Here is a 21,939-nt window from a genome sequence, read left to right as displayed (position 1 = left end):
CAATTTATAGGTCAATCAATCAAGAGAGGTTCCCGGCATGACCACCATCCACGCTCCCTCCCGCACCCATCCCTCCCGTCCGAGCGCCCCGGCGACTCCCGCCTCCCTCGGCGCCCGGCCAGCGAGCGCGCCCGGCCCGTTCCGCCGCCGGTGGGCGACCCTCGCCGTACTCTGCCTGAGCCTGCTGGTGATCGTGGTCGACACCACGATCGTCAACGTGGCCCTCCCGACCCTGTCCCGCGACCTGCATCCCACCGCGAGCGGCCTCGCCTGGATCGTCGACGCCTACACCCTGGCCTTCGCCGCCCTGCTGCTACCCGCCGGCGCCCTCGGCGACCGCTACGGCCGACACCGCGCCCTCGCCGCCGGGCTGATCGTGTTCGGCGCCGGCTCGCTCGGCGCGGCGCTGACCACCACCACCGCACAGCTGATCGCGCTACGTGCCCTGATGGGCGCGGGCGCCGCGTTCGTCATGCCCGCCACGCTGTCGATCCTCACCAGCGTGTTCACCGACCCCGCCGAGCGCGTCAAGGCGATCGGGCTGTGGTCCGGAGTCAGCGGGCTCGGTGTCGCGATCGGCCCGACCGCCGGCGGCTGGCTTTTGGCCCACTTCTCCTGGGGGTCGATCTTCCTGGTCAACCTGCCCGTCGTCGCGGTCGCCCTGACCGCCGGGGCACTGCTGGTACCCGCCTCCCGCGCACCGCGCCCGGTCCGGCCCGACCTCGCCGGCGCGCTGCTGTCGATCGCCGGCCTGGGTACCCTGACCTACACCCTCATCCAAGCCCCCGCCGCCGGCTGGACCTCGACCACCACCCTGGCCCGCGCCGCCGCCGCCGCGGCTCTGCTCGCCGCCTTCACCGGCTGGCAGCTGCACAGTGACCACCCGATGGTCGACGTCACCGTGTTCCGCAACCCCCGCTTCACCGCCGCATCCGCCGCGATCATGACAATGTTCTTCGCGCTCACCGGCGCGACGTTCCTACTCACCCAGATCTACCAGTTCGTTCTCGGCTACTCCCCGCTCGGCGCCGGCGTCCGCGCCCTGCCCTCCGCGCTCGCCCTGGCCATCGCCTCCCAGTTCGGCGCCCACCTCGCCACCCGGCTCGGGACCAGGGCCACCGTGGCCGGCGGCCTACTCGTCATGGCCGGCGGGCTCGCCTTCTTCGCCACCGCCACCACCGCGTCCACCTACCCGCACTACCTGATCGCCACCGTGGTGATGTCCACCGGCCTGGGCCTGGCGATGGCACCCGCCACCACATCCATCATGAACGCGCTGCCCCCCGCCAAGACCGGCGTGGGCTCGGCGATCAACGACACCACCCGCAACCTCGGCAGCGTGCTCGGCATCGCCATCCTCGGCAGCATCGCCACCACCGCCTACACCCATACCCTCACCCACCAGCTGCCCGCCGCCACCGCGCCCACCGCGGGACAGTCCATCGGCGCTGCCACCGCGATCGCCCACCACACCCCCGGCCCGGCCGGGCAAGCCATCGCCCACACCACCGCCAGCGCCTTCATCCACGGCACCAACCTCGCCCTCACCGCCGCCACCGCCACCCTGCTCGCCGCCGCCGCCATCGCCCTGCGCTACCTGCCCGCCCGGACGGCCGCGGCACCCCAGCTCCAGACCGAACCCGAGCCGGCGGCCTGACCCACACCCCGAAGACACACCCCCAACGCAGAGGCGAAAGCCTGTCGACAGGTGGAGCCGGCCGACCCCACCCGGGCCGGCCGGCTCCACCTGTCGCCGGCATCCCGGTTGCCGACCTCCGAAGACGTCCACGCTGACGTCTGAACTCGTGTGCACATGAGCCTCGAAGCTGACGGCCAGGGCCAGATCCTCCGCGCTCGCACCGGTCTCACCCAATGGCGTTCAGTCCTTCGAACACCTCCTCGAACTGTCCGCCGGCCTACAGGCCCGCGACGTCGACCTGGTCGCGCTCGACCAGGGCATCGACACCTCCACCGCCATCGGCGGCATGTTCTTCCAGATCCTGGGCGCGATCGCCGAGCACGCGCTGATGTCCGAGCGAACGATGAACGGGCTCGCGGCCGCACCGGCGGGCAGAAGCCCAAACTCGGCCCTCGTCAGGTGCAGCTGGCGCGGGAGATGTACGACGAGACCGGCCCCGACGGCCGGCGGTGCCCGGGGCGGGGCGGTACTGTCTGGGCGCGGATGGCCGGCTTCCCGTGCGCCGCGGCCAGTGCCCAGGAAGGACGGCCGTGACGGATCGGCAGCGGCTGGCGACGCCGGAGCCCGGGGCGGTCTGGTTCGCCGGAAGCCAGAGCTGGGGCGGGGTGGTGGCCGTGCCCAACACGATGGAGCTCTTCTGGGTACGCCCCATGCGCATCCCGCCGTTACGGCGGTTGCTGGCGCGCCGCGTTCTCGGCGCGGGCGGTCAGCGGGACTGGTGGTAGCGGACCATCGAGCCTGGGACGCCCGGCACGACGTCGAACGGGCTCAGAGCCAAGCTCATCATCCGATCGCCGACGTCCGACCAAACAAATCAAGCGTCACCTCGACTCGCAGGTCAAGGCCTGCAGCCGGTTTGAACCGGGAGCCCACCGGTCGGGCGAGGTCAGGTAGCGGTGGCTGGTTCGTCTTCGGGGAGCAGCCGGGGTATGAGGCGGCCTTCCGCGCCGTGCGACGGCTGCCTGGGCGAAAGCCTCAGCGAGTGGGTTGGACTGCGTCCCTGGTAAAGGAGCCTCGCCAGACCTCGAGGGATCCGTCGTCGAGGGCGGCGGTGTAGTTGATGACGCGGCTGTAGCCGTCGTCGAGGAGCATCGGCAGCGCGGGTCCGGTGGGTAGGCCGTTCGAGAAGGTCTTGGTAACCCAGGCCTGGGCCCAGGCCGTTTGGTTCGTCCACTCGGTGGTGGTGAAGCCGGCCCGTTCGATCGAGGCGTGGAGTGAGTCGGCGGTGACGAGGAAGCTGTCGGTGCCGTCGAGTGACCACGGCATCGGCCAGGGCGGGTCGGCCTGCCGCTGGCGAGGCTGGCAGACCTCCCAGACGGCCAGGCGTGCGCCGGGGGCGAGGCGGCGGGCGATGTGCGCGAACCAGGAGGTCTTGTCCTGGACGTTCATCTGGACGTGCATCGTGATCGCGGCCTGGAACGGCGGGTCGGGTTCGAACGTGGCGATGTCGCCGACCTGGAAGCGGACGAGGTCGGCTAGTCCGGCCTTGGCGGTCAGGTCGCGGGCGGCGTCGACGTAGGCCGGGGTGATGTCGACGCCGAGGACGTGGTTGCCGGTGCGGTGGGCGATCTGGCGCGCGGGTCCGCCGAGACCCGAGCCGATGTCGAGGACGCGGTCGCCCTCGGCGAGGGCGAGCCCGCTGATGAGGAGGTCGACCGCGTCGGCGCCGCCGATGTGGAACTGGTCGAGGTTGTCCAGCGCACCGTCGGCCGACGCGTCCAGGTCCGGATGTTCGGTCAGGAGCCGCTCGATCGTCTGGTCGACCGTCGTTTCTCCGTAGGTCATCGCACGAGGTCCCTTCCGTCGCTGGTGGTTGCCGTCAGATCGACTAGGTGGGGTCTGGGGCATCGGCAGGCGTGATCGCCGTCGCGCCGCGTTCGCGGGGACGACCAGCTCCACGGCCATACAGGATCACGGTTGAAGACTACGTCCAGATGATAGAATTTCTCCACCGTTATATATAGAAACTAAACCATCGACACCTGGGGTGAGCTCGTGCGGACTTACGGCCAGTACTGCTCGATCGCCCGCGCCCTCGACGTCGTGGGGGACCGCTGGACGCTCCTGATCGCCCGAGAGTTACTGCTGCAGGGCCGATGCCGGTTCACCGACCTGAAGAACGGGCTGCCCGGCATCGCGACCAACCTCCTGTCGACCCGTCTGAAGGAGCTCGAGGACGCCGGGCTGATCAGCCGCGAGGACGCACCGCCCCCCGTCGCCACCGTCCTGTACTCCCTGACCGAGAACGGCCTGGCGCTGGAACCGGTGTTGAAGGCGCTCGGACTCTGGGGACTGCGCCACATGACCGTCGAACGGCCCGGAGACGAGTTCCAGGCACGCTGGCTCGCCTACGCCCCCGCCTGGTTCACGACTGATACCGATCCCGACGCCCCGCCGGTGACCATCCAGCTCGTCGCATCAGACAAGCAGGCCGTCATCGAGGTCGGCCAAGGACAGGTCCGCAGCCGAGTCGGACGCGCTGACAACCCCGACCTGATCCTGGACGGCCCACCCCGTGCCATCCTGGGCCTGCTCGCCGGTGTGATCGACATCGACCTGGCCACCAGCATCGGGCTGACCGTCCACGGCCGCCGCGACCTGCTCACCCGCCTCCAGCCCATCGACGAGCAACCAGCGCATACTCAACCCGAAGCCGTTGAGCATTGAAGGCCGACCGGGTGGGGAGCTCGAGGACGTAGCCCCTCAACCCGGCGGATCACGTCGTGCTACCCGGCGGCGGCGAGGGCGTGCTGCTGTCCCATCGGAACGACGCGGACTCCCGCCCGATCGGCGAGCCGCAGCCGGCCAGACCTTCTGGCCGGGCCCACGCGAATCAGGGATTCGTGAAGATGCCGCCGCCGGTCAGGTTCTGGACGTTCGAGCTGGAGTCGGTGGGCGGCACATAGTCGTAGTGCAGGCGGCCCGAGGCGTCGATGGTCAGGCGGACGGGCGGCGGAGCGCAGCCGTTGTTCCCCGGCAGCTCCTCCAGGTAGATCTCGGAGCCGTCGGCCGCGGCCGACAGGAGCTTCATCTTCCCGGAGCAGTGTAGGTGTAGCAGCGTGCCGATGACCGTTCCCTGCTCGCCGCCGGCGATCTCGAGGGCTACGCGCTGGGGCGCGGCGAGATCGCTGCGCGCGATGTCGCCAGCCCAGACGTCGATGAACGCCTTCGGGACCACCTGGATGGATTCCTCGCCGGTGAGGAACGGGGTGAACTCGGTGCCATTCCACCGCCAGACGAAGGTACGGCGGGTGATCAGCCCGGGCGTGTCCTGCGCAGGTGGGTAGTCGACCGCGGTGAAGAGCTCGTTGCCGGTGACGCGGACCTTCCGGTCGGCAAACCCGGTCGGAACCTGGCCGTCGACCGCGGGCGGGGTGAGGGTGGCGAGCAGCGTGCGGTCGTCGCGGTAGATTTGAACGAACGAGGTATCGACGGCGGGGCCGCCCGGGTCAAGGTGGCGGCAGTACAGAAGGACAGCCGCGTGTTCGGCGGTGGACCCGGCGACGAAACGGCCGGCGGAGGAACCGCCGAACACCAGCAGCATGCCCGCGCCAGGACCTTCGCTGGTCGCGCCGGATACCAGCCCGCCGCCGTGGCGGAGCGTCACTTGCGGTGCGCCACCGCCCGCGGCGCACTCCGCCGGTGGGTCGACGGTGGTGTTCGCCCAGTCCAGAGCGGCAAAGGCAGAGGTGGTGTCCGCCAGCGCCGGCCGGCTGTCGCGCTCAGCCCCGTCGGTGCGGAGGACGACCGGTAGCGAGACACCGACCGCGACCACGGCCATGGCGGCGAGGGCGCGGGTCTGCCGACGGCGGCGCTGGACGCGATGACGGACCGCTTCCGCCAGCCCAGGGTCGACGGACGGGTGTCCGAGCCCGGTCCGCAGGGTCGCGCGGATCTCGTCCTCGAGGTGGTTCGTGGTCACAGCGTGTTCCTCCTGCGCAGTGTGTTCGCTCTGGCCGGCTCGTCGCCGGGCAGGGTGTCGGCGATGTCGACCAGGTGGTGGCTGTCGCGGAGCCTGGCAAGACCGCGGAACGCCTGGCTACGGACGGAGCCAATCGAGCAGCCGAGCGTGGCCGCCACCTCGCCCTCTGGCAGGTCGTGGAGGTAGCGCAGCACGATGACGGCCCGCTGGCGGGGTGGCAGCGACAGGAGCGCACGGACCAGCCCGTCCCGCTGGGTGAGCCGGGTGGCGTGGTCGAGCAGGTCGGGGCCGGCGGGCTCGTGCTCGGCGAGCAGCGGCACCTCGTGGCCCCGGACCCTCAGCCGGCGCCAGCGGCTGGTCGCGGCGTTGGCGAGCGCCCGACGGACGTAGGCCTCCGGGTTTCCCGCCCGGACCCGGTTCCAGTGGCGATAGGTGCGTTCCAACGCGCCCTGCAGCAGATCCTCCGCCTCGCCCCGGTGACCGCCGACAAGCCACAGCGCGGTCAGCAGCAGCCGGTCCCCCGAAACGGCGACGAACCGTTCGAACGCCCACTCCGGGTCGTCACCGTCGTTCCTCTCCCGGTCGTCAAGCACCCTCGGCCGCCTCCTGTCGCTGCGCTCCCTGCCCCCGTCGCCCGCGTCAACGCGACGGAGCTGGCGCACTATGAGTGGAACAAAAAGGATGAAACGATCCGGGCGGCTCTACGTGATCAGACGGGGGAGGGTGATCGTTGGAGTGGCGGGCGTAGTCGCCGAGCACGGCGGTGGCGTGACACTCGCCGTAGAGGAGGATCCGGTCGGTGCACTCCTGGCGGACGGAGCGGATGAACCGCTCCGCCGAGCAGTTCGCCTGGAGTGTCCGCGGCGGCGTCCGCACGACCTGGATGTCTTCGGCGGCGAACACGTCGTCAAAGGCGCGGAGGTATTTCGCGTCTCGGCCGCGGATTGGGGTTAGTACGGCGCCTCCGACCCCAATTTCACCTGCCTCAACGAGTGATCCACCGCGCCGCGTGCAATGGCAGAAGCTGGTGGCCCGGCTGGTGGTGGGTGCGGGTTCCGAACCTTGATCGTGCGGCTAGGGCTTGCGGGCAAGGATCTGGATACCCGTCGACTCGTGCCCGTTCATGGTGGCAACCGTTATCTGGTGGGTGCGGACCGTTTCGAACCCGGCGAGCAGGGTGGAAAGCCACGCGCGGGAGTGATGGCGGCAGACCGCGCCGTCGCTCGTTTCGAACACACCGTAGCTGCCGCCATGGCGGTCGGCGTAGCGGCCGTAGCGACGGCGGTTGCGTTCGTCGTCCTGCAGCAGATAGTCGCTGATGTAAAGGACTCCGCCTGTCCTGAGCAGGCGGTGCAGCTCAGTGATCAACCGGTGTTGCGCGGCGTCGCCTGGAACGCAGGTCAGCACGGCGAAGAGCAGGACCGCGTCGAAGCCGGCGTCGGGGAAAGGCGCGAGCGGTGGCGCATCCAGGACGGCAAAGCGCGTGACGGGGTGCGTGCCGCGCGCTCGTTCGATCATTTCTGGCGAGGTGTCGGCGCCGGTGAGGTTGTCGAAGCCGTGCTGTTCGAGCTCCGCCAGGACGCGGCCGTAGCCGCATCCGTAGTCGAGGATCGCGGCGTGCCTGCTGATCCCGTCGAGCCAGCGCGGATCGAGCGGGTGGGTGAACGTCTTCGTGGCCGCGACGGCATCCCAGTAGGGAACCTGGCTGTCGAGGTCGGACATGGCGGGGTTGCTCCCTGGAGGTGTGGCCTCAGCCGATGGCGGTGAGCTCGGGTCCTGGTCCGGGGTCGCATTCCTGGTGATCCAGGGTCGGGCGTTCGCGGAAGGCGATGGGTGTGTCATAGCTGGGCGGCGGGTTGGGTGTACCGCCCGGTCAGGAGCTGGCCGGGCGGGGCCAGCGGCCGAACTGTTGGGCGGCGGCGTCGCCGAAGCCGGCTGGTTCTCCCGCCTCGGCGAACGTGCGGGCAATCTGGTGCATCTCCTCCTCCCAACGCCACCCCTTGTGGGCTGCCGCGTCGAGTGCGGCGGCGTGGCGGGTGCCGAGCTCGGGCTGGGACCGGACCCACTCCGCCGCTAGAGCTTCGTCGACCCCGTAGTGCTTCGCGGCGCCGCGGGCGCTGATCAGAAGAGCGGTGGTGATTTTGGTCCACGCCGCGTAGGTCATCTTCAGTGCCGACGCGGCCGTGTGATCGCCGTACAGCACAACGGCTTCGACGCGGGTGTCGCGGAAGAGCGCGGCCACCTCCTCGGCTCGGTCCCCGCACAGGAACAGGCGGGTGGTCCCGGGTCGCTCCGGTGGCGGCCCGATGATCCCGCCGTCGACGTAGGCGGTTCCGTGGGCGTGGACCACCGCCGCGACCTCGGAGGCGGTGCCCGGGCTGATCGCGTTGGCGTCCACGTACAACCCGGAGAAGCTGGCAACCGTCCGGGCGGTCTCCACCGCGGCGGCGGGCGGGCAGATGGACAGGACGACGTCGCGGTCGCGCAGGTCGACTGATGCGCGCATCCCGGCGGCGTCCGCGCGACGGCGCGTGCTCTCGCTTCGTCCGGTGCGCAGCCAGGTCACGTCGTGGCCGGAGTCGACGAGCGCCCGGCCCACCGCCGCGCCCATTTCCCCCGGGTGAAGAATCGCGATGCGGCTCATCAGAGCATCATCCGTCGTCGGTCACCGCCCGTGCGCCCGCCATCAGGCTGGCCCTCAGTTCGCGAGCGGTGCGGACGAGTGCGCGAAGCTCGCGCGATAGGCGCTGGGGGACACGCCGATTCGCCTGACGAAATGCTGGCGGAGTGACTCGGCCGAACCCAGGCCGCTGCGCCGGGCGACCTGGTCCATCGGCAGCGTCGTGGACTCCAGCAGAACCCGCGCCCGGTCGACCCGCTGGTGGGGAAGCCACTGCAGCGGGCTCAGGCCGGTCTCGGCCTGGAAACGGCGGGTGAGGTTGCGAACGCTGGTGTGAGCGTGAGTCGCCAGGTCCCTGAGCGTGAGCTCATCCTCGATCGCCGACACCATCGGCTACGGCTCACCCTTCGCCTTCGCGGCAGCCTTCCGCCGCCACCACGGAAATCCGCCCGGAGCCTGGCGGCAACAGCAGCGGGCAACCGCACACACCCGTCCACTCGCCACGCACCCCGGCTCGTGAACAGCCCCGCAACCGAACAGCGGTTGCGCCAGCTCCTATGAGGGATCGGTCGAACACCCGATGCCCGTGCTCGCTGACCGGGCCAGCAGGGGGGACGAGGGACGCTGTGTCGGTAGTTCACCCGATGGCCCGCCCGGGGCGGCAGTCCTAGCGTCAATCCCATGTCACACGCCTCAAGGCCGACTCTCCCGCCAGCGGCCGGCACGGACATGCGTCGCGGGGTACTGCCCACCCTGACGGTCTCGTCTCGCTTCGGTGGTCCGGCCGGCACCGCCAACGGTGGCTATATGTGCGGTCGCCTCGCCGCATACCTCGACGGACCAGCGACGGTCACCCTCCGCCGACCTCCGCCGCTGGCCACGCCCTTGGCCGTCGACGCCGATACCGACGGTTCGGTGCGGGCTCGTCATGGCGGCGCACTCGTCGCCGAGGCCGAGCCCGCCCGGGACGGGGCGACGCTGTGCGTGCCCGACACCGTCTCCGCGGCCGAGGCCCGCGCGGCAGAGGGCCGCGCGCGGTACTTCCAAGACCCGCTGTACCCGGCGTGTTTCGTCTGCGGGATACGCCGCGGATCAGGCGACGGCCTGCGTATCTTCGCTGGGCGGCTGCCGGGTCGGGACGTGTGGGCGGCGCCGTGGGCACCGGATGCCTCGCTGGCGGACGGCAGCGGCAGAGTGCCCTCGGAGATCGTCTGGGCGGCACTGGACTGTCCCAGCGGGATCGCCGCCATCGACGCTGCCGATCTCGGCGACGATGCCGCCGTCCTGCTTGGCCGGATGACCGCCACCGTGGCGGCGCTGCCGGCGGTCGGCGACGAGTGCCGGGTGATCGCCTGGCCGCTCGGACGTGACGGCCGCAAGCTGATGGCCGGCTCGGCGCTGCTGGGGGCCGGTGGCGAGGTGCTCGCGGCGGCCAGGGCCGTGTGGCTTACCGTGCCACGCTCCGGGTGCGGGATGCCCGTGGAAGAGGCGTCATGACGGAGCGGCGAGGCGTGGGGCTCACGCCGATGGAGACTCGCTGGGATGTCATCGTCAAGGCCGCGGTGCTGGCCGAGCAGCTGGGGTACGAGACCTTCGCGGTACCCGAGGGATGGGGGCTGGACTCCACCCCGATCGTGACCGAGATCGCGGTGCGCACCAGCCGTATCCAGGTCGTGTCGGGTGTGCTGTCGGTGTGGGGGCGCACCCCGGGGACGCTGGCGATGACCGCCGCCACTCTGCAACAGGTCTGTGGAGGGCGGTACGGACTGGGCCTGGGTACCAGCACGAGAGCGCTGGTCGAGGGATTTCACGACACCCCGTTCGAGCATCCGGCCGCCAAGCTGCGCGACGTCGTCACCCAGGTCCGCGCGCTGCTCGCCGGCGAGCCAGCCCTCCTGCGCCGCCTCCCGGGCGCGCACCCGTTGCGACTAGGCCAGCCGCCCACCTCCGAGGTGCCCATCTGGGTCGCGGCGCTCGGCCCGCGCACGACCCAGGTGGCCGCCGAGCTCGGCGACGGCTGGATCCCCGCGCTGATGGCCCGGGATCGCCTCGCATCCTCGGCAGAACAGCTCAACCGCCTGCGCGAGACCATCGCTCCGCACCGGGCGCCCCTCACCGTCGCGGCCGGACCGATCACCGTCGCCGACGAGAACCCCGACACTGCCAGGGACATCGCCGCCGCGTGTACCGCCTGGTACCTCACCGCCATGGGCGGCGTCTATGCCCGGTCGGTGTCCGACCAGGGCTACGCCCCACAGGTCGACGCCATCATGGCCGCCAACCCGCGGCCAAGCCCCCGGCGCGGGACCGTGCCGCCCTCCGCCCAGCCCGTACTCGACCAGCTCGCCGCGTACGGAACCGTCGACCAGGTCACCGAGCAGCTCAAGGCGTGGGACCAGGCAGCCGACATCGTCACCGTCTTGCTGCCACCCGGCCTGCCCTGGCCCACCATCGAGGCAACCCTGGTGGCCGCGGCCCCACCAACAAGGCCGGACGCGGCCTTGCCTCCCGCAGGTTCCGCGCCTCCCGCAGGTTCCGCCCAGGCCTACCGATGAGGAGTCGTGATGGGCTTCTATGACGACCAGGTGCTGCCCCGACTTGTCGATCTTGTCCTCGGCAGACCGATGGAGGAGGCCAGGGCGCGCGTCGCGGCCGGGCTGTCCGGCGAGGTCCTGGAGATCGGTTTCGGGTCGGGACGCAACATCCCGCATCTTCCGGCGGGAGTCACTCGCCTGCTCGCGGTCGAGCCCGCCGCCGTCGGACGCAAGCTCGCGGCGCCTCGCATCGCCGCGGCGCCCTTCATGATCGAGTTCATCGGCGACGATGGCCAGGCGCTGCTCCTTCCGGACGCGTCGGTCGACCATGTCCTCATGACCTGGACGCTGTGCACCATCCCCGACGCCGAACTGGCGCTGCGCGAGATCCATCGAGTGCTGCGGCCCGGCGGCACACTGCACTTCACCGAGCACGGCCGCTCGCCCAAACCCACCGTCGCTCGCTGGCAGGACCGGCTCACACCCGCCTGGGGCAGGTTCGTCGGAGGCTGCCACCTCAACCGCCGGATCGACGATCTGGTCGAGAAGTCCGGACTGACCCTGGAGTCGGCCAGGACATATCAGATGGGCGGGACGGCCCTGATCGGCTTCGCCTACGAGGGCGTCGCGTCGAAACTGGCCTGATGCCGCGAGGGCGAAGGGAGGACAACTCGGAGAGGTGGCTGGACGTCCGCTTCCACCGCACCGGAGCCAAGCGCCTCTACCACCCCGTGGTCGGCGCGCTCGGCCTCACCTTCGAGGCCATGGAATTCCCCGCGCACCACGGAGGTATATCCTGGCGTCGAAATTTGTGTTGGCCACAGCGGTCGATGCCACACGACCGGCCGGCACGACTGCGGCCGCCCTGAGCAGGGCGGATAGCATTTCCGGCAAGCCCAACCTGCGCTACGGCCCCTGTCATGGCTCGGGCCAGCTCAACACAACTGCGCCTTCCGCCCCAACCCAGGCGCGAGATCGTATACATTATTGGAACTGGGCGCGCGGCACGCTCGCACGTGGCACAGCCGCCGGTTCACGCATCCAGGGTGACGCTGTGAATCGGGTGGGATGTTCCTCGGGCATGGGAATGGGGGCTGCGTGAGCGGGAACCGCATGCGGGTCGGGGTGTTCATCGGGCGGACGACCGGCGAACGCACGACCGCCAAGGAACTGCTCGACAACGCCAGGGACGCCGAGGCCCGGGGATTGTCCACCGGCTGGGTGCCGCATCTGCCATGGAGCCTGGACGCGTTGACCGCGCTGGCGCTGGCCGCCGGGGTCACCGAGGAGCTCGAGCTCGGCACAGCCGTGGTACCGACCTTTCCGCGCCACCCGATGTCGCTGGCCCAACACGCGCTCACGGTGCAGGCGGTCGCCGGCGGCCGACTCACGCTGGGTATCGGTCCGTCGCACCCGGTCGTGATCGAGTCTATGTACGGGCTCTCCTACGACCGGCCCGCCTCGCACACGGAGGAGTACGTCGAGGTGCTCCGGGCCTGCTTCGCGGGAACCGGCTACGTCAGGCACGAGGGTGACCGTTTTTCGGTGGCCGCGATGCTCGACGTCCCCGAGGGCTCACCGGTGCCGGTTCTCGTCGCGGCGCTGGGCCCTCGGATGCTCGAGATCGCCGGCCGGCTCGCCGACGGCACGATCACCTGGTGGGCTGACGAACGCGCGATCGGCGAACACGTAGTACCGAAGATCAATGCCGCCGCGGAGACGGCGGGCAGACCTGTTCCCCGAGTGGTCGCGGGTGTGCCGGTCGCCGTCGTGGACGACGTGGACGCGGCCCGGGAGCGGGCGGCCGAGCTGTTCTCCGCGTATTCCGGCATCCCCAGCTACGATCGCATCCTGTCGCGGGGCGAGACCGGCAACACCGTAGACGTGGCGGTCATCGGCGACGAGGCAACAGTGCGGGCACGTCTGCGGCGCTTCGCGGACGCTGGGGTGACTGACCTGTGTGCGTCCGTCCTGAGCATCGAGGGCGAGGCCAGCCGCCGGCACACTCTGGACGTACTCGCCACGCTCTGAGCAACTCTGGTCGGGTGGCCCGGGGGAATCGCACCCCGCGCTCCCACAGAGTCGGGCAGGCCGCCGGCGAAGTGCCCTGGTTGGGTCCTTTTCCGTCGGCCTGTGGGTGCCCGAGATCGGGTCCGGTCACGCTGCCTGCTGGTATTCGCGGATGAGGCCGTCGAGTCGATCCCGTCAGATGACCGCGGGCGTGGTCGCGGCGGCGGGCCGGCCGCGTCCGGTGGCTGCTGGCGCCTGCGTTCCCCATCCACCTCGGCCGACGACGGCGACAGAAACGCCTCCCGACCGGCATCACCCCGGCGCCTCCCGCAGGCTGGCCAACCATCCCGGCTGTGGTGGGCGGTAGCGGCGCCCGGGGTTCAAGCGTCTGCGCCAGGCGTGCGTGGCGATCAGACCTATGAGACGTGCGGGCAGGACCGAAAGTCCCTGTCGACGGCACCGCTCGTGGGCAATCCTGGGACCCGCCAACCTCCCGCGGCCACAGGAGGTGATCTCAGTGGTAACGGGACGGCGGAACAGGAGCGTGTGACGATGACGGCCCACCGCATTCATCGGCGGGACGGCGGCGGAATTCAGGCCTGCTGGCGCCGACGTCCGGCCGGCCGCGGTGCCATCGGCGGCGACTGGATCGACGCCTTCCGCCTCGACGACGGTCGGCTGGCGGTGACGATCGGCGACGCCGCGGGCCATGACGCCGTGACATGGCGGTAGCGGTCTCGGTTGACCAACGCATCGGGGCAGGCGAGGACCTGGCCGGCCTTCAATGACGTCCCTTGGTACTTGACACGCCCGGCGCCGCACGGCACCAGCAGCGTGAGGTGAGGCGGAGGCATGCGCAGATATGCGGAGAACAGACGGCCTGCTGAACTCGGTTTCGCTATGCTCCCGCCGTGGACGCAGTCACCCGGCCCGAGGTTCGGGTCGAACCGTCCGATGCACGACGACCAGCGTCGCCTTCCGTCGGCGACGACCTGATGTTTCCGACCGTTGGTCGCCTCGAGCTCGATGAGCTGCTTGCCCAGCTGGTCGAACGTGCCCAGGACGTCATGGCCACCCAGGGCCGGTTGCGCGGCCTGTTGCGCGCCAACCGGATGGTCACGACCGACCTGCGCCTACCAACGCTGCTACGACAGGTGGTCGAGGCTGCCTGCGAACTCCTCGACGCGCGATACGGGGCGCTGGGGGTGGTGGCGCCGGATCGAACTCTCGAGGAGTTCGTCCACGTCGGCATGGACTCCGCGGACGTGGCACACATCGGCCACCTACCGACTGGCCACGGTGTGCTGGGCGTTCTGATCGACGACCCGCGTCCCCGCCGAGTGGGCGACATCGCCCGCGACCCGAACGCCGTCGGTTTCCCGCCGGGGCACCCGCCGATGCACACCTTCCTCGGCGTGCCCATCACCGTGCGGGGCGAGGTCTTCGGCAACCTGTACCTGACCGAGAAACGCGACGGCCGGGCGTTCACCGCCGAGGACGAGGAACTCGCGCTCGCCCTGGCGGCCACCGCCGGCGTCGCGATCGACAACGCCCGGCTGTTCGACGAAGCGCAGCAGCGGCACCAGTGGATGAGTGCGTCGGCCGAGGTGACTCACGAGGTCATGGCGGACCCGTCCGACCCGATCGTGCTGGTTGTCGAGCGGGCTCGAACCACCGCGCGTGCCGACTACGCGGCCATGGTCGTCCGCGGCGGTGACCCCGTCTCCGCGATCGTGGAGGTCGCCGCCGGAGCAGATATCGGGGGGAACGCGATCCCCCTTGACAGCAGCCTGGCCGGGCGCGTCTTCGCCGAACAGCGCCCCGTGCTCACCGGCAATGCCGACGTGGACGCCTGCGATCTGGAACGAGTCTCTGACGTCGGGTCCCTCATCGCCGTGCCGCTGCGAGCCGGCACGGACGCCGACCGCCGCGTTCTGCTTCTGGGACACGCCCGCGGGCGTCGGGCGTTCACGGCCGCGGAGCTCGACATGGCATCGAGCTTCGCCGGCCACGTGGCGGTTGGCCTCGAGCTCGCCCGCGCCAAGTCCGAGCGAGAACGGCTCGTGGTGCTCGCCGACCGCGGCCGGATTGCCCGTGACCTTCATGACCACGTGATCCAGCGGATGTTCGCTGTCGCGTTGGGTGTCCAGGACGTGGCGCAGTACGAGAGCACCGCGAACGCCGACCGCCTGAACGGCTTCGTCGAGGACATCGACGCGACGATCAAGGATATTCGACGGTCGATCTTCGAGCTGCGGGGAAGCGCCCAGCTCGGGCGCGGCAGTCTGCGCGCCACGATCGAGAAGATCGCCAGGGACGCCGAAGCCGGGCTCGGCTTCGCGCCGACGGTGACCTGTGCCGGCCCTCTGGACACGGTCGTCGGTGAAACGCTGGTCACCCACGTGCTCGCGGTGATACGGGAAGCGGTGTCCAACGCGGCCCGCCACTCCCGCGCCACCACGCTGCGGATCAGCGTGCGCCTGGAGAACGACGAGGTCGTCGTCGACGCCGAGGACAATGGCGTGGGAATCGGGGAGACGGTCCGCCGCAGCGGCCTGGCCAACCTGCGAGAACGTGCCGAGTCACTCGACGGGACGTTCACGCTGGCGGTTCCCGTCGGGGGCGGCACCCACCTGCGCTGGACCGCTCCGATCTAGGCCGCCCCGGCTGCGCGCAGCCGGGGCGGTAGGACCTTCCGCGATCATCGAAGACCCCGCCGAAGTGCGCTCGCTGCGGTCGTTCGACGTGCGCCTCGCATGACGAAGGTCCCGAGGTCACCACTCCGATCGCCGGATATCGGCCCCAGTCGTGCCGCGTATCGTCCTCGGCGTGGAGAAGATTACGGTATTCATCCTCGACGACCACGAAATCGTGCGGGATGGTCTCCGGCGGACCCTGGAACGTCATGACGACATCGAAGTGGTGGGAGAGGCGGGGCTCGCGGCGGAAGCGCTGCGGCGTATACCCGCCCTGACGCCCACCGTGGCGATCCTCGACGGCCGGCTCCCCGACGGCAGCGGCATCGACGTCTGCCGCGAGATCCGGTCGACGCATCCGGACGTCGCCTGCCTGATCCTGACCTCCTACGACGATGACGAGGCCCTCTTCTCCGCCATCATGGCTGGCGCCGCGGGCTACGTGCTCAAGGAGATCCGCGGCACTGACCTGGTGGGCGCGATCCGGACGGTGGCGTCCGGCCAGTCGCTGCTGTCGCCGTCGGTCACGCAGCGGGTGCTCGCCCGGTTGCGCGAAGGACCGAAGCAGGACCCGGTCCTGGCGGAGCTCAGCCCCCGCGAACGCGAGATCCTGGGGCTCGTCGCCGAAGGACTCACCAACCGTCAGATCGGGACGCGCATCCACCTGTCCGAGAAGACCGTCAAGAACTACGTGTCGAGCATTCTGGACAAGCTCGGGCTGACCAGCCGCACCCAGGCCGCCGTCCTTGCGTACAAGCACCTTGGAGGGGAGAGCTCGGCCCCGTGATGGGCGCTGGTACCGGTTAGCGGGGCGGCTGGGGCCGGGCAGGCAGGTCGCCCGCGAACCGGCGACGAGGTCGGGGGCGGTGTTTCAGGCTTCGTGCTCGTCCTCGGGCCGGGCGGACGGGCCCGTCCGGACTGGCTGGCCTCGGTGCGGGCGGTCCTCATATCGCAGAAGTCTCGTCCTCAGCCGCGCCTGGAGAAGGTCGATCGCCTCACGTAGCGTCGTTCCCTCCGCCCGTGCCCGTACCGGTGTCCCATTGACGTCCAGACTCACCGCCGCTGATGCGGGGACGGTGCCAGGTCGTCCGCCCGCGTCGAGGCTGATCCGGGCATGCAGGATCGGCTCGTGGCATAGCTGTGCCAACGCGTTCACCTTTTCCACGGCGTAGTCACGTGCTGGCTGGGAAACAGGTCCGGTGATCTGGACCGTGATGGTTCCCGGACCGAGCCGCGAAGTACTGGTCATTGATTCCTCCAGGCTGTGCTGCGGCGCCGTCGGGTGAGTCGCCGGTCGCCAGGCGGGTCACATGTCGGTCGGACGTTCCGTTCGGGTACCTCCAAGCCCCAGTAGCGGTCCAAACTCGGCGTCCCAGTCGATCAGACCGGCTTCCACCTCGGGCGGAACGGCCTCGTAGGTGTGGCGCAGAAAGGCAGCGACCCGCTGAGATGGCAGTTCCAGATCCGCGTGGCCATCCGGGCCAGTCAGCGTGATCGTCATGACCCGTCGTTTATTACCGTGGACCGGCTGGACCCGCACGTCGCCCACCGAGGCTGGTCGAGGACCTCCTGCCATGAGCAGGGTGCGCGCGAACGTCCATGCGACGGTCTCGTCGGCCGGCATCCGAACGACGAGTGTTACCGCGATGGGGTCAGCAGGGTCAAAGCGTAGATGGCCCGTCAGGGGCAGCCGCTCTCCGTTGTCCATGACCAAGCCGATGCGCAAGTCGCAGCTGATTTTCTTCATCGGGGATGACCGGGAGTGCGGCATCTCGACCCTCCTAGTCCGTGTCGCGGGCCGTTCTTCGCTCGCGTGACCACTCTGCCTGCGTTATCCGGCACGATCCTGAGGCGGTCGGTCCGGTCTGGTGGGAGGAACGGACCTCTGGGACCACCCCGCATGACTCGATGGTCGCCGGTGTCAGGAGACTGCAGCCCCGCCGGGACGGGGACCAACGCACCGCGACGGCCAGCCTGACGGCCGATGTCCGCCGAGGCGCCCAAAGGGACAGTGGTACCGAGCGAGCGAACCGCGACCCGGAAGGTGCACCATGGACCGCGCTGACGCACCAACCCACCCCATGCGAATACTCGTCGGCATCGATGGATCACCTGGCTCGGAGGCGGCGCTGCGATGGGCGTGTCACGAGGCGACGCTCCGTCCGGCAGCAATTTCGGCGCTCGTCGCGTGGACGGCGGACGGACGCCCGCAACGCGTCTACCACCTCGCCCGTCGGGCACCACGTCGAACGCCCACCGCGGGCGGGCGGCCCGTTTGGCCGCTTCCACCGACACCAGTGGATCCTTCTCTCCGTGGAGAAGCAGAACCGGCTGCCGTATCCCGCCCATGGTCGCCTCGTAACGTGCGGGAGTGACCAGGGCCCGCAGGGTGCTGTGAAATGCGTGCAGGAAGTCAGACTCGGTACCTGGATAGGACAAGCGCCGTTCGGCCAGCTCGACGGAGCGCTCAACGAGGTCAGCCGGCACCCGCGTGGAGTCAACGCAGCACACCTTCAAGGTTGACTCGATGCCACGTGTGGCCCCTGCCCAGCGCCGCGATGCTGTGACGAGGGCTCTGCCAACGCCAGGGAGCGCGTAGCCAAGAATGCCCAGGCTCATCAATACCCCTGGATGTCCGCCCGGTCGCGCGGGCAGAGCCGGGTCGATCAGGACGAGGCCGGCCACGGCGTCCGGGTCGGCTGCGGTCGCCAGGACCGCGATCATCGCACCCATCGAGTTTCCTACCAGGATCGCGGGCGTGCCCACGACCTCTCGAAGAAACCTGCCGAGCAACTGCACGTTGGCCTCGACAGTCGTGCGTCGCCCCAGGGCCTGGGTCAGGCCGTGGCCGGCCAGGTCCACGGCCAGGACACGGCACGACAGGGTCAACCGGGGCGCGAGCGCGAACCAGTTGAGATGGGAACCGCCAAGACCATGCACGCAGACCAGCAGTGGCCCGCGCTGTGGGCCCCCGAAATCGACATAGTGCGTCGGTCCGTCCAGATCGACCCAGTGCGACGCGGCATCAACCCTGTCGGGGAAACGGGACGGCTGATGGCGGACGGGTGATATCCCAATCATCGACGCTTCCTTTTTCAGCCAGATGTCGGCCGCCGCGACTGGAAGATCAGCCGCGGCGGGCCGGGATGTGTGCCGAGAGTCAATGCGTCTCGACGGACTTCGCGCCGAGCAGGACCGCCCACCAAGGCCGGCGGCCACTGCCCGCGCGGTCGGTGACGAGCTGGCGGCCGCCTCGATATCCACAGGGCTGGTGATCGCTGGTCCTGCGGTCGTGCGGTAGACCGCGAGCCGCCTGGCTTGACGTGTCTTGGCAGGCGGAGCGTCGGCGCCGCGCGGGTCGGGAGCCCATGGAGGTCCTCGCCCGACGGGTGCGGATATCCACGGCACCGCCACGCATGCTGACCCAGCCACCGGGGCCCATCTGGATCCGTGCCCGGGGGCCGCCGCGCAGGCCGTCCAGGTGGTCGAACAGGTGGATCGCGATCACGGTTCCCGCTGCGGCGAGCTCGCCGATGACTAGCACCTTGGTCAGGTCGATCTGCGCCAGGAGTCGGCCGGTCCGCCCGTTCTGGCCGGACCGGTCCGACTCCTCGCGTTCGGTCATCAGGCCGATCGGGCGGTGGAGCGGCGCGCTGTTGGCGGCCGCGTCGCCTGGAGAGTGGGACCGGTCCGGCAGGGCCGGCGTCCCAGGCCTCTCGACGGTCCCGCGGGGCGGGCTTTCGGTGGGGCTCGTCCTGTCGCGGTGCGCCCAGTCTGTCGCGATGACGGTCGCGTTGCGGCGCATAGCGCGCCTCCCTACGCTGTGACCTGCTTCTGCATGTCGGCGCCGTGCGTGTCCATTCTTGGCCGGACGGCTCTGAGATGGATGGTCCGAGTCGTCACGCGAGACTGGACCAATGGGGTAGAAGACCGACCCTGAAGGCCGGGTGAAACGCCGAGGTGCGCTCTGCCACCCGGCCAACCGGCCCAGGCGTGCCGGCCCAATGCACCCTCGTGGACCGCCGCATGGCGCGGTCTCGTCGGTCCATTCCGGTGGAACAGTCAGGGAGGTCGATCACCGGCCAGTTCTGCTTCCGCCCGATCGCCCCAGATCGGTGTCGGAAAGTGGTGGGCCGTCACAGCGGGCACGGCGACGTGCCGCACCGGACGTGGAGCGTGAGGCGTGAGCAGCTCGGTACGCATTCTTGTCGGAGTTGACGGCTCTCCTGGCTCGGAGGCCGCGCTGAGGTGGGCGCTTCGAGAGGCGGCGCTGTGGTCCGCCGCGACGGACGGCGCCGGCCGGGGTGCTGCCCCGACGGTGACCGCCCTGCTGGCCTGGACCGCGGACGGGCTGCCGACGGGCGTGCTGCGCGCCGTGGCCCAGGGCAACCATGATGGGATGACCAAGGCGGCTACCGAGATGCTGGAGCGTTCGATCAGGCGGGTGGGCGAGCCGCCGGCGTCGGTCACGCTTCGGCGCACCGTTGTCCTGGACGACCCGGTCGCGGCTCTCACCGCGGCGGCCGCGGATGCCGACATGGTCGTCATCGGGGAGCGTGGCCATGGGCCGATCCACCGGATGACCGCGGGCTCGGTCAGCCAGGGGGTCGTCCACCACGCGCCGGGGCCCGTCGTCGTCGTCCGCCCGCCCAAGGAGGACGAGACCCCACGGGTCGACGACCGCCGGCCGGTCGTCGTCGGCGTCGACGGGTCGGACCCGTCGCTTACGGCGCTGCGCTGGGCCGCGCACGCCGCGGCCGTCCGTAAGGTGCCGCTGCGGGTGATCCACGCCTGGGGTGGCTATGACCCGATGTACGCCGAAGTGCTTGTCGGGGCGCAGGGATTGCTGGTCAAGCAGGCAGACGAGGTCCTCGCGCAGGCCGTCAAGCTGGGCCTGGCCGACGCCCCGCGCCTCACCGTCGAGTCGGTCGTCTCGCCCGAATCTGCGATCCGTGCCCTGTTGCGCGAGGCCCGCGAGGCGCAGCTCCTGGTCGTCGGCAGCCGGGGGCACGGCGGTTTCGCTCGGCTGTTGCTCGGTTCGGTCAGCAACCAGTGCGTGCTGCACGCGGACAGCGACGTCGCCGTCGTGCGCTCCGACCGGCTTCCCGCCCCAGTGGACGAATCGGCCGCGACGGCCGGCGCCGCCCTGTCCACCTAGAAGGCCGAAGTCTGCGGTCGTTGGTCTCTCGCTACGGTGCCGGCGAGCTCGATGGACCGGGCTAACGCGAGGCCGCCGAGATGATCCTTGAGATCTTCCTAAGCGGCGACAGGTGGGCCGCCATCATCGGAGGCCGGCTCGACGTCAGTCCTGTACGTGAGGCGTCTCCTGCCCCAGCCGGGGCGGGAGGCGCCTCGCCGCGTCTCCGGCTGATTTGTTCGGCCACGACGAGTGGCAGCCCGGCCGAGGCATGCCCTTCCGTCGGCTCGCCCGGAGCCTCTCTGGCCTTCCCGCGGCAGGTGGGCCGATCGGCCCTACAGACGGCACGTGCCGATAGTCCGAAGCGACTGCCCGGGTGGCCCGCGCAGCCCCTGATCCGGGCGCCGTGGCCGCGCGAGTCTAAGAGCCACACAAACCAGGGAGGTCGAAAGCACATGACAACCACCACCAACGCCAAGGTCGGGGCGCGGTCCGGCTCGGTCGTCTCGTCGCCTTTCTCGACGCTGTTCCGGCAGCGTGCCGGCGCCCGCGGCCTGGCGCTGGACATCGTGCTCGCGCTGACCAGGGTCAGTCTCGGATGGGTCTTCCTCTGGGCGTTCCTCGACAAGCTGTTCGGCCTCGGCCACGAGACCGCGTCGAAGGCGGCCTGGATTCATGGCGGCAGCCCCACCGAAGGCTTCCTGGCACACGGTGCGGTCGGCCCGTTCAAGTCGTTCTACAACGACATCGCCGGCGCCGCCTGGGCCGACTACCTCTTCATGATTGGCCTCGCCGCCATCGGCACCGCGCTGATCCTCGGGATCGGGATGCGCGCCGCCGCCGGTGCCGGCACGGTCCTGCTCGTCATGATGTGGACGGTCGTCCTGCCCCCCGAGAACAACGTCTTCATGGACGACCACCTCATCTACGCGCTCACCCTGATCCTGCTGGCCGCGCTGAACGCCGGCCGGTCCTTCGGCCTCGGCGGCGCCTGGGCCCGCACCCCGATCGTCCGCGACCGCCCATACCTGGTCTGAACGTCCGGCCGTCGGTGACCGAACCGGCACCCGGCATCCTGAACTCCTCCGCCAGTCCGGCATCCAGCGGCCGGGACGCGTCACGGGACGCGTCCCGGCCGCTTCACGTGCTGCGCGACAGGGGACTGTCCGGCAGGCGGCCCTGATGCATCCAACAACCGGTGTCGCCCCAGATGGCCAGCCGGCGGAGTCCGACGTTCTTCTCTGCGCGCATCACCTCCGCCGGTCAGCCGCCGCGCTCGAAGCATGTGACGCCCGGGTGTACGACCGGTTCGGCGACCCAA

Annotated in this window: 22 protein-coding genes and 2 pseudogenes; 14 read left to right on the top strand and 10 right to left on the bottom strand. The window is 70.2% G+C overall.

The window, feature by feature from the left end:
* Nucleotides 1-37 precede the first annotated feature (37 nt).
* The 3 genes and pseudogenes from BCD48_RS05015 (at nucleotide 38) to BCD48_RS53175 (ending at nucleotide 2,424) form a co-directional block, all read left to right on the top strand.
* Nucleotides 38-1,657, top strand: a complete 1,620-nt coding sequence (locus BCD48_RS05015) for a DHA2 family efflux MFS transporter permease subunit (RefSeq protein WP_083418190.1) — start codon at nucleotides 38-40, stop codon at nucleotides 1,655-1,657.
* Between the two features lie 169 nt (nucleotides 1,658-1,826).
* A pseudogene (locus tag BCD48_RS55415) lies at nucleotides 1,827-2,003 on the top strand (hypothetical protein); the annotation flags it as partial.
* A gap of 226 nt (nucleotides 2,004-2,229) precedes the next feature.
* Nucleotides 2,230-2,424 carry a hypothetical protein gene (locus BCD48_RS53175; protein ID WP_071047057.1) on the top strand — a complete coding sequence of 65 codons (195 nt, stop codon included), beginning with the start codon at nucleotides 2,230-2,232 and terminating at the stop codon, nucleotides 2,422-2,424.
* A gap of 250 nt (nucleotides 2,425-2,674) precedes the next feature.
* On the opposite strand, the gene BCD48_RS05005 is transcribed toward BCD48_RS53175, so the two are convergent.
* On the bottom strand, nucleotides 2,675-3,484 hold the full coding sequence (locus BCD48_RS05005; RefSeq protein WP_071047056.1) for an SAM-dependent methyltransferase: 810 nt from the start codon (nucleotides 3,482-3,484) through the stop codon (nucleotides 2,675-2,677).
* 210 nt (nucleotides 3,485-3,694) lie between these two features.
* On the opposite strand from BCD48_RS05005, the gene BCD48_RS05000 reads away from it, so the two are divergent.
* Complete coding sequence (locus BCD48_RS05000) at nucleotides 3,695-4,366, top strand: winged helix-turn-helix transcriptional regulator (protein WP_071047055.1); 672 nt, start codon at nucleotides 3,695-3,697, stop codon at nucleotides 4,364-4,366.
* A 166-nt stretch (nucleotides 4,367-4,532) separates the two neighbouring features.
* Here BCD48_RS05000 and BCD48_RS04995 read toward each other — a convergent pair whose 3' ends face one another.
* The 5 genes from BCD48_RS04995 to BCD48_RS04975 all read right to left on the bottom strand — a co-directional run bounded on the left by BCD48_RS04995 (nucleotide 4,533) and on the right by BCD48_RS04975 (nucleotide 8,631).
* On the bottom strand, nucleotides 4,533-5,621 hold the full coding sequence (locus BCD48_RS04995) for a hypothetical protein (RefSeq protein ID WP_071047053.1): 1,089 nt from the start codon (nucleotides 5,619-5,621) through the stop codon (nucleotides 4,533-4,535).
* Nucleotides 5,618-6,214 (bottom strand): SigE family RNA polymerase sigma factor, encoded by a 597-nt coding sequence (locus BCD48_RS04990; RefSeq protein WP_071047052.1) that lies wholly within the window; start codon nucleotides 6,212-6,214, stop codon nucleotides 5,618-5,620. Before BCD48_RS04990 ends, BCD48_RS04995 begins: the two co-directional genes overlap by 4 nt.
* Nucleotides 6,215-6,695: 481 nt before the next feature.
* Nucleotides 6,696-7,343 (bottom strand): class I SAM-dependent methyltransferase, encoded by a 648-nt coding sequence (locus BCD48_RS04985; RefSeq protein WP_071047050.1) that lies wholly within the window; start codon nucleotides 7,341-7,343, stop codon nucleotides 6,696-6,698.
* A gap of 151 nt (nucleotides 7,344-7,494) precedes the next feature.
* Nucleotides 7,495-8,265 carry an NAD(P)-dependent oxidoreductase gene (locus BCD48_RS04980; protein WP_083418189.1) on the bottom strand — a complete coding sequence of 257 codons (771 nt, stop codon included), beginning with the start codon at nucleotides 8,263-8,265 and terminating at the stop codon, nucleotides 7,495-7,497.
* Between the two features lie 54 nt (nucleotides 8,266-8,319).
* On the bottom strand, nucleotides 8,320-8,631 hold the full coding sequence (locus BCD48_RS04975) for a helix-turn-helix domain-containing protein (RefSeq protein WP_071047047.1): 312 nt from the start codon (nucleotides 8,629-8,631) through the stop codon (nucleotides 8,320-8,322).
* A gap of 417 nt (nucleotides 8,632-9,048) precedes the next feature.
* On the opposite strand from BCD48_RS04975, the gene BCD48_RS04970 reads away from it, so the two are divergent.
* The 7 genes from BCD48_RS04970 to BCD48_RS04940 all read left to right on the top strand — a co-directional run bounded on the left by BCD48_RS04970 (nucleotide 9,049) and on the right by BCD48_RS04940 (nucleotide 16,268).
* Complete coding sequence (locus BCD48_RS04970) at nucleotides 9,049-9,738, top strand: hypothetical protein (RefSeq protein ID WP_198543084.1); 690 nt, start codon at nucleotides 9,049-9,051, stop codon at nucleotides 9,736-9,738.
* A complete protein-coding gene (locus BCD48_RS04965) occupies nucleotides 9,735-10,796 on the top strand; it encodes an LLM class flavin-dependent oxidoreductase (protein ID WP_071047045.1) in 1,062 nt (353 codons plus the stop codon). The genes BCD48_RS04970 and BCD48_RS04965 overlap by 4 nt, the downstream gene beginning before the upstream one ends.
* A 9-nt stretch (nucleotides 10,797-10,805) precedes the next feature.
* On the top strand, nucleotides 10,806-11,420 hold the full coding sequence (locus BCD48_RS04960) for a class I SAM-dependent methyltransferase (RefSeq protein ID WP_071047043.1): 615 nt from the start codon (nucleotides 10,806-10,808) through the stop codon (nucleotides 11,418-11,420).
* A 453-nt stretch (nucleotides 11,421-11,873) separates the two neighbouring features.
* Nucleotides 11,874-12,806 (top strand): TIGR03564 family F420-dependent LLM class oxidoreductase, encoded by a 933-nt coding sequence (locus BCD48_RS04955; RefSeq protein ID WP_241841516.1) that lies wholly within the window; start codon nucleotides 11,874-11,876, stop codon nucleotides 12,804-12,806.
* A 531-nt stretch (nucleotides 12,807-13,337) separates the two neighbouring features.
* Nucleotides 13,338-13,517, top strand: a complete 180-nt coding sequence (locus BCD48_RS51980; RefSeq protein WP_071047042.1) for a hypothetical protein — start codon at nucleotides 13,338-13,340, stop codon at nucleotides 13,515-13,517.
* Nucleotides 13,518-13,780: 263 nt separating this feature from the next.
* Nucleotides 13,781-15,442 carry a sensor histidine kinase gene (locus BCD48_RS04945; protein WP_071047041.1) on the top strand — a complete coding sequence of 554 codons (1,662 nt, stop codon included), beginning with the start codon at nucleotides 13,781-13,783 and terminating at the stop codon, nucleotides 15,440-15,442.
* Nucleotides 15,443-15,614: 172 nt separating this feature from the next.
* Entirely contained in the window at nucleotides 15,615-16,268 is a 654-nt protein-coding gene (locus tag BCD48_RS04940) for a response regulator (RefSeq protein ID WP_198543086.1), read from the top strand.
* 84 nt (nucleotides 16,269-16,352) lie between these two features.
* Here the strand turns inward: BCD48_RS04940 and BCD48_RS45480 are convergent, their stop codons facing one another.
* A complete protein-coding gene (locus BCD48_RS45480; protein WP_083418188.1) occupies nucleotides 16,353-16,730 on the bottom strand; it encodes an HPF/RaiA family ribosome-associated protein in 378 nt (125 codons plus the stop codon).
* A gap of 57 nt (nucleotides 16,731-16,787) precedes the next feature.
* Entirely contained in the window at nucleotides 16,788-17,228 is a 441-nt protein-coding gene (locus BCD48_RS04935; RefSeq protein ID WP_071047039.1) for an SsgA family sporulation/cell division regulator, read from the bottom strand.
* Between the two features lie 304 nt (nucleotides 17,229-17,532).
* On the opposite strand from BCD48_RS04935, the gene BCD48_RS54755 reads away from it, so the two are divergent.
* Nucleotides 17,533-17,856, top strand: a complete 324-nt coding sequence (locus tag BCD48_RS54755; RefSeq protein ID WP_349307995.1) for a universal stress protein — start codon at nucleotides 17,533-17,535, stop codon at nucleotides 17,854-17,856.
* Here BCD48_RS54755 and BCD48_RS56370 read toward each other — a convergent pair.
* Nucleotides 17,771-18,562: pseudogene (locus BCD48_RS56370) on the bottom strand (alpha/beta fold hydrolase); the annotation flags it as partial. The gene BCD48_RS54755 and the pseudogene BCD48_RS56370 overlap by 86 nt on opposite strands.
* Before the next feature lie 79 nt (nucleotides 18,563-18,641).
* Nucleotides 18,642-19,286, bottom strand: coding sequence for a hypothetical protein (locus BCD48_RS04925; RefSeq protein WP_071047036.1), 645 nt, complete (start codon nucleotides 19,284-19,286; stop codon nucleotides 18,642-18,644).
* Nucleotides 19,287-19,664: 378 nt separating this feature from the next.
* Between BCD48_RS04925 and BCD48_RS04920 the strand changes: the two genes are divergently transcribed.
* Both BCD48_RS04920 and BCD48_RS04915 read left to right on the top strand, forming a co-directional pair.
* Nucleotides 19,665-20,639, top strand: a complete 975-nt coding sequence (locus BCD48_RS04920) for a universal stress protein (RefSeq protein ID WP_071047034.1) — start codon at nucleotides 19,665-19,667, stop codon at nucleotides 20,637-20,639.
* 434 nt (nucleotides 20,640-21,073) lie between these two features.
* Nucleotides 21,074-21,655 carry a DoxX family membrane protein gene (locus BCD48_RS04915; RefSeq protein ID WP_071047032.1) on the top strand — a complete coding sequence of 194 codons (582 nt, stop codon included), beginning with the start codon at nucleotides 21,074-21,076 and terminating at the stop codon, nucleotides 21,653-21,655.
* Nucleotides 21,656-21,939: the final 284 nt, after the last annotated feature.

The sequence above is a fragment of the Pseudofrankia coriaricola genome, assembly GCF_001854805.1.
GTDB lineage: Bacteria > Actinomycetota > Actinomycetes > Frankiales > Frankiaceae > Pseudofrankia.
The sequence above is the reverse complement of the archived record's forward strand: the minus strand, read 5'-3'. Positions and strand labels throughout refer to the sequence as shown.